This window comes from Paracoccus marinaquae (assembly GCF_018860165.1).
GTDB lineage: Bacteria > Pseudomonadota > Alphaproteobacteria > Rhodobacterales > Rhodobacteraceae > Paracoccus > Paracoccus marinaquae.
Window position 1 is genome coordinate 17,392 of sequence record NZ_JAHKNG010000042.1, and the last position, 10,563, is coordinate 27,954.

Consider the following 10,563-nt stretch of genomic DNA (forward strand, 5'->3'; position numbering starts at 1 on the left):
CGGGGTGGCAATGCAAGGGCTATCTGGGCCGGGCAGCCTTGCAGCGGCTGCAATGCAACAGCGGGGCTACAGATGCCCGCGCCGGACCATCAGCCAAAGGATCACCGCCGCCAGCACCAGCATGCCGAAACTGACCGAGGCGGCAAAGCTGATCGCCCGGCCGCGCCAGCGGCTGAGTTCGCCCAGCGGGCGCAGATGGCCGATCAGCGCGGCATGGGCGCGGCTGAGACCCTGCAGGTCCAGTTGCCGGGCGACCTTGGGCTGGGCGCTGATCCGGTCGGCCTCGGCCAGTTGGCTGGCCGGCCGGCGCAGCTTCTGCGGCAAGGCGCCGCCGCGGCGCCGCAGCATCACATGCAGGGGTGGCCGCTCGCCCCGGCGCGCGCCGCCATAGCGGGCGACCATCAGGCGCGACACCTCGTCCGCCATCGCCTGAACATCCTCGAAACTCTGCGCCACCCGGGTCATGGCGGCAAGATAGACGGGATGGCGAAGCGGCGCCAGACGCTCTAGGATCGCGCCATGAAACTGAATCACACGATCACGGGGCAGGATGCCGGCCTGCCCGTCGTTCTGGCGCACGGGCTGTTCGGCCAGGGCCGCAATCTGGGCGCATTGGCCCGCCGGCTGGGTCAGGCCCGTCGCATCATCACCGTCGACATGCGCAATCATGGCGACAGCCCGCATGATCCCGACCACAGCTATGCGGCAATGGCCGGTGATCTGGCCGACACCATCGAATCGCTGGGCGGGAAGGCGGATCTTGCCGGCCATTCGATGGGCGGCAAGGCGGCCATGGCTCTGGCGCTGACCCGGCCCGACCTGATCCGCAAGCTGGTGGTGATGGATATCGCCCCGGTCGCCTATTCGCATACCCAGCTGCCCCTGATCGCCGCGATGGAGGGGCTTGATCTGACCGGAATCAGCCGCCGCAGCGAGGCCGACGCCGCCCTCTCCGGCGAGGTTCACAGTGCCGGCCTGCGCGCCTTCCTGCTGCAATCCCTGGACCTCAAGGCCGATCCGCCGCAATGGCGGCTGAACCTGCCGGTCCTGCGCGCCGAGATGCCGGGCATCCTAAGCTGGCCTGCGGGCCTTCCGAAAACCGGCTTCGACGGCCCGGCGATGGCGATGATCGGGGCGCGCTCGGATTATGTGGATGCGGCCGGGCAGGACGCCCTGCGCGCCCATTTCCCGCAGATCCGCGTCGTGACGCTGAAGGATGCCGGCCACTGGATGCATGCCGATGCGCCCGAGGCGGTGGCCGAAACCCTGGCCGCCTTTCTGGGCGCGGGCTGACGCCGCGGCAAGGCGCGCGACCAGTCAGGTCGGGCATCCGGCCGCCCCAGCAGCGAACCGGATTACCCATGCAGGGGACCTTGTCCTCATCCCGGCGAAGGATGAAACCGGCTCCTCGCATTCACCTGATGACGCTGTTCGCCCAAGATGGCGGAGGAGACACTGGTACGGACCGCAAGCCGCGGAGGAGGAACAGGAAGACAGCGCATGACCGGCTTGTTGCACGAAACCGGTTAAGAAAGGGTTAACGGACCGGGATCATCACCCGCGCCGCGATGTGATCGGCGATGGCCCGGGCCTCCTGCCCGATCTCGAACAGCATCCCGCGCGACGAGACATGGCTGCCGCAGACATAAATCCCGCCCTCGCCCAGCAGCCGGCGCTGCCCGACCGGGCGGGCCAGATCGGCCAGCCTCTCGGGCGACAGCGGGGCGATCCGCCCCCAGCCCGGCGCGTATCCGGTTGCCATCACGATCGCATCGAAGCCGGCGCCGCGGCCATCGGCGAAATGCACCGTCTCGCCCTCGATGCGCAGGATATCGGGATAGACGCCGATCCGGCCCCGGCGCATCATCGCCAGTGTCCCCAGATCCAGCAGCGGGATGCGCCCGTGCTGCCGCACCTGCGTAATCGGGCCGTAATCGGGTCGCCGCAGGCCCAGCCGCCGCAGATCGCCCAGCATCAGACGGAACAGCGGCGCCGTCAGCCTATCGGCCAGGGGCGGCGGCAACAGCCGGGCATGACGGCCGATGGTCAGGATCGGGATGCCGAGTATGTCGCGGGGCAAGGCATTGACCGGGCCGCGCACCGATTGCGCCGGCCGCCCTCCCTGTTCGGCCAGATCCAGCGCGATCTCGCAGGCCGAATTGCCGAAGCCGATCACCAGTACGCGCTGGCCGGCAAAGTCCCTGCCCGTCCTGAAGCCCGAGGAATGCAGCACCGGGCCCGGAAAGCTGTCCAGCCCCGGCTTCTCGATCCTGCGCGGAATGGCGTTCAGTCCGGTCGCCATCACCACCAGATCGGCCCGCGCCTCGCCCCATGGCCCGGAAATCGTCCAGGCGCCCATCTCGGGGCGCAGCCTGTCCACGAGGCGCCCGAAGGCCGGACGCAGTCCGAAGGTTTCGGCATAGAGGCGAAGATAGGCGACCACCTGATCGCGCGACGGATAGCGCGGCGTGCCCCGGGGGAATGCCAGCCCCGGCAACGACGAGCCGCTGGCCGGGGTATGCAGGTGCAGGCGGTCGTAATGGCCCTGCCAGCGGGCGCCGATCGCATCCGATGCCTCGAAGATGTCCGGTGCAAGACCCCGGTCCTTCAGCAGTTTCGCAACCGCCAGCCCCGCGGCCGAGGCACCGATGACCGCGACCCGCATGGCTCCGGCCCCCCGCGACCTAGCCGCCCTGCTGGTCGTCGAGACGCTCGGCCAGGGCTTCGGCGCGGGCGGCCAGTTCGGCCATGGCCTCTTTCAGATCGGCGGGGATCACCGGCACCTCGACCCGCGCCGGGTTCGATTGCAGCCGGTTCAGATGGCGCTCGGCCTTCTCGGCGCGCTCTTCCATCGTCGCATAGCGGTCGGCCAGCATCAGCCCGGCCAGCAGCAGCAGCCGCGGCTCGGGCATGCGGCCGGCCTGTTCGACGATCTGCTGGGCCTCGGCGTCCAGCAGCGCGGCGGCGCGTTTCAGCAGCCGCTCCTCGCCGTCCTGCGCGCCCAGCCGGTATTCCTTGTGTCCGATGGTGAAATCGACTTCGGCCATTCAGATCCCTCCCTCGCGCCGGTTCGCATTCCCGGCCATGGCAGCCTCGCCGCCGTCCTCGGCCCCGACCTCGGGCACACCGGCGGAATCGCCCGCGATCTCTGGCAGCGCCGCCTCGTCGCCCCGGCGCGGCGCGGCGGCACCAGCATCCTGCGCGGCCAGCAGCCGGTCGAGTTCAAGCATGATGTCGCCCATCTGCGCGATCTCGGCGGCGCGGGCGGCGCGCAATGCCTCGATCTCGGATTCCAGGGCCTCGATGCTGGCCTGCTCGGCATCGCCCGCAGCCGGTCCGGCCTCGATCAGCGCCCGGTTCGCCGCCGCCAGGGCGTCATTCGCCGCGGCCAGCCGCGCGGCCTGTTCGCCGGCCCCGGCCAGCCTGTCGCGCAGATCGGCCAGCGCATCATCTTCCGAACCGGCCTGCCCGTCGCGCAGCGCCGCCAGTTCGGCTTTCAGCCGGGCGTTGTCGGCCTGCGCCTCGGTCAGTTTCGCCTGCAGCGCGGCAATGGTCGGGCCCGTGGCTGCGGCGGCGGGACGCCCGGCCCCGGCCTCAAGCAGCTGGTCGATACGGTCGAGCGCGGCGCTGAGGCGGCGTTCGCTGACGGAAATGTCGCTCATCGCGTCGGTCCTTCGGTGACGTCAGACACGTTTCTGGCACCCGTCGGAGGATATGACAAGAACGGGCGGGAAATTCCCGCCCGTCCCGAAGCTTGCCCGGCAGGGTCAGGCGAGTTCCCGCCGTTCCCCCTGCAGCCCCTTGATGATCGCCCAGCAGCCACCCAGAAGCACGATGGTGAAGGGCAACCCGGTCGAGACCGCCATGGCCTGCAGCGCCCCCAGCCCGCCGCCCAGAAGCAGCGCAACGGCCACCAGCCCCTCGAAGCTGCACCAGAAGATACGCTGCGGCACCGGCGCGTTGACCTTGCCCCCCGCGGCGATGGTGTCGATCACCAGACTGCCGGAATCCGACGAGGTGACGAAGAACACGATCACCAGGATGATGCCGATGAAGCTGGTGATCGCGGTCAGGGGCAGTTGCGACAGCATCTGGAACAGCTTCAGTTCCAGCGGCGCCTCGGTGATGCCGGTGAAGCCGCCGATGGTCATGCTGATCGCGGTGCCGCCCAGTGCCGTCATCCACAGCACCGAGATCAGCGAGGGCACGATCAGCACCGCGATCAGGAACTGCCGCACGGTGCGGCCGCGGCTGACGCGGGCGATGAACATGCCGACGAAGGGCGACCAGCTGATCCACCAGGCCCAGTAGAAGGCCGTCCAGCCCTGGCGGAAATTGTCGTCGTCCCGCCCGAAGGGGTTCGACAGCGGCACGATGTCGCGCGCATAGGCACCCAGATTGCCGAAGAACCCGCTGATGATCTCGGCCGTGGGTCCGACGGCGATGATGAAGGCCAGCAGCAGGACGGCCAGCACCATGTTGATCTCGGACAGCCGCTTGACGCCCTTCTCGACCCCGAGAACCACCGACAGCGTGGCGATGCCGGTGATGGCGATGATCAGGATGATCTTGGTCGCGTTCGAGTTCGGGATATCGAACAGGAAGTTCAGCCCTGCCGTCGCCTGCTCGGCCCCGAAGCCCAGCGAGGTCGCCAGCCCGAAGATCGTGGCGAAGACCGCCAGCACGTCGATGACATGGCCGACCCAGCCCCAGACCGCCTCGCCGAAGATCGGATAGAAGATCGAGCGCATGGTCAGCGGCAGGCCCTTGTTATAGGCAAACAGCGCCAGCGCCAGCGCCACCACCGCATAGATCGCCCAAGGGTGCAGCCCCCAGTGGAAGATCGTCGCGGCCATCCCCAGCCGGCGGGCCTCCAGCTCGTTGCCGGCCGCGGCGCCCAGGGGCGCCCAGTCGGTGCGCACACCGTCCTCGACGGTGGTGCCGGCAAGCGCGCTCTGGAAATGGCTGATCGGCTCGCCGACGCCATAGAACATCAGCCCGATGCCCATGCCGGCCGCGAACAGCATCGCGAACCAGCCCGTCAGCGAAAAATCCGGCGTCGCATCAGGACCGCCCAGCCGTATCGAGCCCAGCGGCGACACGATCAGCCCGAGGCACAGCAGCACGAACACATTGCCGGCCATCAGGAAGAACCAGTCGAGATTGCTGGTCAGCGCGTTGCGCATGCCGGTGAAGACGGGTTCCAGCTGCGTCGGGAACATCATCGTCACGACCGTGAACAGCACGATCGCCACGGCCGAAATCATGAAGACCGGATTGTGGATGTCGAAGGGAACGGGCGTCACGCCCTCGATATTGCTCTGGCCGATCTGGTAATCGGTCTCGATGATCTCGGTCGGTCCCTCCGGCTCGGGCAGGGCCTCGACGGAGGCGGTCGGCCGTGGTTCCAGACGGCCGCTCAGGGCGTCGCGTTCTCGTCGCTCGTGGCCCGGCTGCCCCTTGTAGGTCCTGTTTCCGGACGTGCGGGTGGTATCGGGTTTGTCTGCCATGCGTCCCCATATATCTGGTGTTAAGCCCGCAGAGGGGCGGTGCGCATCGGGCGACCATTTTGCCGCCAACGGATCGTCATGTTTTCACAATTCCTTCAAAATGACCACCAAAGGCCCCGGAAGGCCCGTTCGATGCGACCCAAAGGCGATGGAATGCGACCCCCCGCGATGTCGCGGCGGCGCTTGCGGGACCACAAGATCTTGGCGGGCCGCGCCGCCCGGCCTATAAGGCGCGGGCTGTGAAAGGATATCCCATGCGCGACGCGACCATCACCCGCAACACCGCCGAGACGCAGATCGAGGTCACCCTCAACCTCGATGGCAGCGGCCGGTATGACAACCGCACGGGCGTGGGCTTCTTCGATCACATGCTGGACCAGCTGTCGCGGCATTCGCTGATCGACCTGAGCGTGCGTGCAACGGGTGATCTGCATATCGACGACCACCACACGGTCGAGGATACCGGCATCGCCATCGGTCAGGCGCTGGTGAAGGCCCTGGGCGACAAGCGGGGCATCCGCCGCTATGGCAGTTTCCTGCTGGCGATGGACGACGCGCAGGTGCGAACGGCGCTGGATCTGTCGGGCCGGCCATTCCTGGTCTGGAACGTCGATTTCCCGACCCCGAAGATCGGCACCTTCGACACCGAACTGGTGCGCGAGTTCTTTCAGGCGCTATCCACGCATGGCGGCATCACCCTGCATGTCGACCGCCTGCACGGGATCAATTCGCACCATATCGCCGAGGCCGCGTTCAAATCCGTCGCCCGCGCCCTGCGCGAGGCGGTGGAGCCCGATCCGCGCATGGCCGGCCTGCTGCCCTCGACCAAGGGCGCGCTTTGATGCGCGTCGCCCTGATCGATTATGACAGCGGCAACCTGCATTCCGCCGCAAAGGCGTTCCAGCTGATGGGCCGGGATGCCGGGGCCGAGGTGGTGGTCACCTCGGATCCCGAGGTCGCGGCGAAGGCCGACCGCATCGTGCTGCCGGGCGACGGCGCCTTTCCGGCCTGCCGCGCCGCACTGGGCCATGTCGACGGCATGGCCGAGGCGCTGCGCGAGGCGGTGCTGGGCCGCGGCGTTCCGTTCATCGGCATCTGCGTCGGCATGCAGATGCTGGCCACCACCGGCCATGAATACCGCGCAACGGCGGGGCTGGACTGGATCGGCGGCGAGGTGGTGACGATCGACACGCCCGGGATCCGCGACATGGGCCTGAAGGTGCCGCATATGGGCTGGAACGATCTGGTCATCGACCGCCCGCATCCGGTGCTGGAGGGCATCTCGACCGGCGATCACGCCTATTTCGTGCATGGCTGGCAGTTCCGCGTGGCCGACCCCGCGCATCTGCTGGCCCATGCTGATTACGGCGGCCCGGTGACGGCGGTGGTGGGCCGCGACAACATCATCGGCACCCAGTTCCACCCCGAGAAGTCGCAGGCGGTCGGGCTGCGACTGATCGCCAATTTCCTGCGCTGGACACCCTGAACCGCTGCCGGCCCGCCCTGCTCAGGGGGCGGCCTTGTCCGGCAGGTGATAGTTCCCCTGCTTGGTGCCGAGATATTGCACCAGCCCCTCGCGCGCCGATCTGAGACCCTGCACACGGATCTCGAACACGCCCGAGATACCCTCGTATTTGCCGGTTCCCCCCAGCCAGCGCCCGGTCCCGACCCGTGGGCCGTCCAGCGGCTGCGTGTCGAAATCGGCCCGTTCGAAGATCTGGTCGCCATCGGCATCGGTATAGGTGCAATGGACATGCTGCTCATAGGTTGCGGCGACCTCGTCCACGAACCAGTCGCCAAGGCAACGCCCGGTCTGATTGTGCAGAAATGCCGCGTTCTCGACGCCCATGGCGGTCATGACCGAATTGCTGAGCCCGGCAAATCGTCCGGGCCCGATCTGCAGGGGCGGGATATCCGCCTCGGCAAGGCCGACGAAATTCGCCGTGAACGGCCCCTCGCCCGCCACCGACTGGGCCTGGGCGCCAAAGGCCGACAGACAGAGGGCGACAGGCAGGCCGCGCCGGAACAATCGGTCAGCAGCCGACCGGATAAAGCATTGCATAATCTGTATCACCCTCCAGCATTTTGCGCACGGCAGTCCGGCTGACCATATCGGCATCAGCCTCGTCTTCCCGCGCGGCGCCCCCTGTCCCGACCTGCCGCATCGCCTTCGCCGAGGCCGCAGTGATCCATGGCTGCATCGCAGGCGCGGCGGTGACATCGGCTTCGGGCACCCCAAGCGGCGCCTCGGGGCTGCCCGGCAGCAGGAACGCGATGGCAAACACGCCAAGAAGGCCCGCGCGGATCAGGTTCCCCCGCGGCATGGTCGCGTAAAGCCGCGATGGCGGGATCGTCGCCGGAAGCCGGGGCTGATCGACCAATGGCGTCAGGCTCGGCCAGGATTCGACGCCGGGGCGGATATCCAGATCCCTGCGGAACAGCTCGATACAGGCATCGCGGGCCCGCACCGCTGCCTGCCTGCGCCCGGCCCGCAGACAGAGCGCGAACAGCGCCGCATGCGCCGTTTCCTCATAGGGCTCGACGGCCACGCGCCGATGCGCGGCCTCCAGCGCCTCGGTCATCCGCCCCACGGCCGCCAGTTCCGCCGCGGCCCGGTCGTGCAGCAGCGCGCAAAGGCGTTCGGCGTCCGAACGCCGTTGCCGCAGCCAATCCTCGAATTCCGGGGCCTTCACCTCCAGCCCGTCGCAGAACGTCCCGCCAACGGAAGCCGAAAGATCGCGGATCCGCGGCCCATCCCGGTCCTTCAGCGCGGCCCGCACAGCCATAAGGTCGATCTCGACCCGGCTCTCCTCAAGCCAGAGGCTTTCGGCATCCGCGCCCAGCAGATCGGCGGCATCCCCCAGGGCCCCGCGCAGCCGCAGCAGGCACTGGCGTAGCGCGTGCCGGGCGGCAGAGGTCGAAGACAGGTCGCCCCACAGCAGTCCCACCAGTTCCGTCCGCGCCATGCGCAATGAGGGCGATGCCGCCAGGCAGGCCAGCACGGCCGCCGCCTTCGGCCCCGGAAAGGCCAAGGCCATGCCATCCGACCGCTCGAACCGCGCGGCACCCAGAACGAAGATACGAAGCTGGCTGGGCAAAAACTCTCCTCCGAATACCCGGAATTATAGCACAAACCCCGGAGATTCCGAAACAAACAGTCCTTCTGACGCGCTTTCCGCCCCGCGTGACGGGCCGCGTGACGGTCGGCTGACGCGCGCAGGCCAGACTGGAAGCCGGTGCTGGCCACCCGGACCGAATCGCCGGTTGCCGCCCAAAGCCGAAGGCTGGGTCCCGCTGCTCGGGGCGCTGCGCAATTGGCGGGCAATCCAGCCTTCAGACGCAAAGGAGTTGCATCATGATCGAACTGATTTTCACCGCCTGCCTCGCCGCCATGCCCGAGCATTGCCGCGAAAGGACCCTGCTCTATACCGACATCACGGTAAACATCTGCATGGCACAGTCCCAGCCGGTGCTGGCGGGATGGGCATCCGATCACCCGAACTGGCGGATCAGGACATGGACCTGCCGGGTGCAGGATCCGACGCAGGCCAGGATCTGACCAAACCACCATCCCCCGGCTGCCGGTCAACGGCCGAAGCCAGGCGCCCCTGTCAGTGCTGCGACGGCCGGTCCGAGAACGGCAGATCGCAGCCCGGCATGTCCCAGTGATGCTGCAACCCCGCCATGGCCGTATCCAGGCGAAGAACCATGCTCTCGAGGATCTCGGCGATGGAATCCTGAACGCGCGGGGTCATCTTCTCGCCGGAATAACCCTCTAGTCACCCGGAACTGAATTTATCATCATTGTTTTGAGGCAAATCAGGGGGCGAGCATGCGTGGACGGGCATCGGTTGCGATAGACCTCAGCGATGAGGAGCGGAGTTTTCTGGAAGCGCAGTTGCGCAAGCACAAGGCGGAACGGTCGCTTTCTGACAGATGTCGGATCGTGCTGAAATCTGCGGAGGGTCTGACCAGCAAAGAGGTTGCCCGGCAACTCGGTCATGCCGAGCATACCGTTGGCAAATGGCGCAGGCGGTTTGCCGAGCATCGGATCGAAGGCCTTTCAGATGAATACCGGGCCGGTCGCCCGCGCTGCATTTCAGACGCTCAGGTTGCCGAGATCATCAAGCAAACGCTCGAGACGACACCACGCGATGCGACCCATTGGTCGATCCGGTCCATGGCGGCTGAGACGGGGTATTCGCACACGACCATTCGCAGGATCTGGAACGCATTTGGCCTGCAGCCACATCGCAGCGAGACGTTCAAGCTGTCTACCGATCCGCTGTTTGTGGACAAGGTGCAGGACGTGGTGGGGTTGTACATGTCGCCACCCAATCGCGCTATTGTCCTGTGTCTGGACGAAAAATCACAGATCCAGGCGCTGGATCGTGAGCAACCCGTTCTGCCGATGGCTCCCGGCGTCGCAGAGCGGCGCACCCATACCTACCTGCGCAACGGAACCACGTCGCTTTTTGCCGCGCTGGACATTGCGACCGGGGCTGTGGTCGGGAAATGCTACAAGCGCCATCGCGCGACGGAGTTTCTGGACTTTCTCAAGGAATTGGGCCGCAACCTGCCGGAAGCCCCCGAAGTGCATTTGGTTATGGATAACTATGCAACGCACAAGACGCCAAAGGTCAGGGCATGGCTCGCGCGCAGACCGCATTGGCACGTTCACTTCACGCCGACATCAGCCAGTTGGCTGAACCAGATCGAACGCTGCTTCGCTGAATTGACCCGCAAACAAATCCAGCGCGGAGTACACCGGTCGGTTGCCGAGTTGGAAGCCGACATCATGGCTTTCATTGACGCACATAACGACGATCCCAAACCCTATCGATGGGTCAAATCCGCCGATCAAATCCTCGCTTCCGTCAAACGCTTTTGCATCAAGACAATGAACCGAACTTCGATTCCGGGTGACTAGGGCCTGTTGACGTTCATGATTGAACGAAGCCGCTGACGCGGGAGAGGTGTCTGTGTTGGCGGGAATGGCCCCCTGATGGGAAGGTTTGGTTGCTGAAGACCAACCTTTCATCAGGAGACCCTC

13 protein-coding genes are annotated in these 10,563 nt (G+C 66.6%); 5 read left to right on the forward strand and 8 right to left on the reverse strand.

All coding sequences use genetic code 11. From position 1 onward, the window contains the following. Positions 1 to 66 precede the first annotated feature (66 nt). The gene (locus KNW02_RS17115) at positions 67 to 534 is read right to left on the reverse strand and encodes a hypothetical protein (RefSeq protein WP_348524758.1); all 468 of its coding nucleotides are present in this window, start codon (positions 532 to 534) and stop codon (positions 67 to 69) included. On the opposite strand from KNW02_RS17115, the gene KNW02_RS17120 reads away from it, so the two are divergent. Continuing rightward, positions 520 to 1,293, forward strand: coding sequence for an alpha/beta fold hydrolase (locus KNW02_RS17120; RefSeq protein ID WP_216034451.1), 774 nt, complete (start codon positions 520 to 522; stop codon positions 1,291 to 1,293). The two genes, KNW02_RS17115 and KNW02_RS17120, sit on opposite strands and share 15 nt — an antisense overlap. Before the next feature lie 244 nt (positions 1,294 to 1,537). Here KNW02_RS17120 and KNW02_RS17125 read toward each other — a convergent pair whose 3' ends face one another. The 4 genes from KNW02_RS17125 to KNW02_RS17140 form a co-directional block, all read right to left on the reverse strand. Continuing rightward, entirely contained in the window at positions 1,538 to 2,665 is a 1,128-nt protein-coding gene (locus tag KNW02_RS17125; RefSeq protein ID WP_216034452.1) for a flavin-containing monooxygenase, read from the reverse strand. Positions 2,666 to 2,684: 19 nt separating this feature from the next. Further along, entirely contained in the window at positions 2,685 to 3,047 is a 363-nt protein-coding gene (locus tag KNW02_RS17130) for a cell division protein ZapA (protein WP_216034453.1), read from the reverse strand. After that, the gene (locus tag KNW02_RS17135; protein WP_216034454.1) at positions 3,048 to 3,662 is read right to left on the reverse strand and encodes a hypothetical protein; all 615 of its coding nucleotides are present in this window, start codon (positions 3,660 to 3,662) and stop codon (positions 3,048 to 3,050) included. Positions 3,663 to 3,767: 105 nt separating this feature from the next. Then, positions 3,768 to 5,510, reverse strand: a complete 1,743-nt coding sequence (locus KNW02_RS17140) for a BCCT family transporter (RefSeq protein ID WP_216034455.1) — start codon at positions 5,508 to 5,510, stop codon at positions 3,768 to 3,770. Positions 5,511 to 5,764: 254 nt separating this feature from the next. Here KNW02_RS17140 and hisB point away from each other — a divergent pair, with 254 nt between their 5' ends. Together hisB and hisH are read left to right on the forward strand one after the other, a co-directional pair. Then, positions 5,765 to 6,352: an imidazoleglycerol-phosphate dehydratase HisB gene (gene hisB, locus KNW02_RS17145; protein WP_216034456.1), complete on the forward strand. Its 588-nt coding sequence runs from the start codon at positions 5,765 to 5,767 to the stop codon at positions 6,350 to 6,352. Further along, a complete protein-coding gene (gene hisH, locus KNW02_RS17150; protein WP_216034457.1) occupies positions 6,352 to 6,996 on the forward strand; it encodes an imidazole glycerol phosphate synthase subunit HisH in 645 nt (214 codons plus the stop codon). The genes hisB and hisH overlap by 1 nt, the downstream gene beginning before the upstream one ends. 21 nt (positions 6,997 to 7,017) lie before the next feature. Here the strand turns inward: hisH and KNW02_RS17155 are convergent, their stop codons facing one another. Both KNW02_RS17155 and KNW02_RS17160 read right to left on the reverse strand, forming a co-directional pair. Continuing rightward, positions 7,018 to 7,539 carry a hypothetical protein gene (locus KNW02_RS17155; RefSeq protein WP_216034458.1) on the reverse strand — a complete coding sequence of 174 codons (522 nt, stop codon included), beginning with the start codon at positions 7,537 to 7,539 and terminating at the stop codon, positions 7,018 to 7,020. A gap of 4 nt (positions 7,540 to 7,543) precedes the next feature. Then, a complete protein-coding gene (locus tag KNW02_RS17160; RefSeq protein ID WP_216034459.1) occupies positions 7,544 to 8,608 on the reverse strand; it encodes an AfsR/SARP family transcriptional regulator in 1,065 nt (354 codons plus the stop codon). A gap of 257 nt (positions 8,609 to 8,865) precedes the next feature. Between KNW02_RS17160 and KNW02_RS17165 the strand changes: the two genes are divergently transcribed. Next, positions 8,866 to 9,069, forward strand: coding sequence for a hypothetical protein (locus KNW02_RS17165; RefSeq protein WP_216034460.1), 204 nt, complete (start codon positions 8,866 to 8,868; stop codon positions 9,067 to 9,069). 52 nt (positions 9,070 to 9,121) lie between these two features. Here the strand turns inward: KNW02_RS17165 and KNW02_RS17170 are convergent, their stop codons facing one another. After that, a complete protein-coding gene (locus KNW02_RS17170; protein ID WP_216034461.1) occupies positions 9,122 to 9,265 on the reverse strand; it encodes a hypothetical protein in 144 nt (47 codons plus the stop codon). Between the two features lie 77 nt (positions 9,266 to 9,342). Here KNW02_RS17170 and KNW02_RS17175 point away from each other — a divergent pair, with 77 nt between their 5' ends. Further along, positions 9,343 to 10,440 carry an IS630 family transposase gene (locus tag KNW02_RS17175; RefSeq protein ID WP_216034462.1) on the forward strand — a complete coding sequence of 366 codons (1,098 nt, stop codon included), beginning with the start codon at positions 9,343 to 9,345 and terminating at the stop codon, positions 10,438 to 10,440. The last annotated feature ends 123 nt before the right edge of the window (positions 10,441 to 10,563 follow it).

What these genes read in the sequence shown, in the direction of transcription:
- KNW02_RS17120 (WP_216034451.1), top strand. Translation starts at nt 520, where the DNA reads ATGAAACTGAATCACACGATCACGGGGCAGGATGCCGGCCTGCCCGTC.
- KNW02_RS17125 (WP_216034452.1), bottom strand. Translation starts at nt 2,665, where the DNA reads ATGCGGGTCGCGGTCATCGGTGCCTCGGCCGCGGGGCTGGCGGTTGCG.
- KNW02_RS17130 (WP_216034453.1), bottom strand. Translation starts at nt 3,047, where the DNA reads ATGGCCGAAGTCGATTTCACCATCGGACACAAGGAATACCGGCTGGGC.
- KNW02_RS17135 (WP_216034454.1), bottom strand. Translation starts at nt 3,662, where the DNA reads ATGAGCGACATTTCCGTCAGCGAACGCCGCCTCAGCGCCGCGCTCGAC.
- KNW02_RS17140 (WP_216034455.1), bottom strand. Translation starts at nt 5,510, where the DNA reads ATGGCAGACAAACCCGATACCACCCGCACGTCCGGAAACAGGACCTAC.
- hisB (WP_216034456.1), top strand. Translation starts at nt 5,765, where the DNA reads ATGCGCGACGCGACCATCACCCGCAACACCGCCGAGACGCAGATCGAG.
- hisH (WP_216034457.1), top strand. Translation starts at nt 6,352, where the DNA reads ATGCGCGTCGCCCTGATCGATTATGACAGCGGCAACCTGCATTCCGCC.
- KNW02_RS17165 (WP_216034460.1), top strand. Translation starts at nt 8,866, where the DNA reads ATGATCGAACTGATTTTCACCGCCTGCCTCGCCGCCATGCCCGAGCAT.
- KNW02_RS17170 (WP_216034461.1), bottom strand. Translation starts at nt 9,265, where the DNA reads ATGACCCCGCGCGTTCAGGATTCCATCGCCGAGATCCTCGAGAGCATG.
- KNW02_RS17175 (WP_216034462.1), top strand. Translation starts at nt 9,343, where the DNA reads ATGCGTGGACGGGCATCGGTTGCGATAGACCTCAGCGATGAGGAGCGG.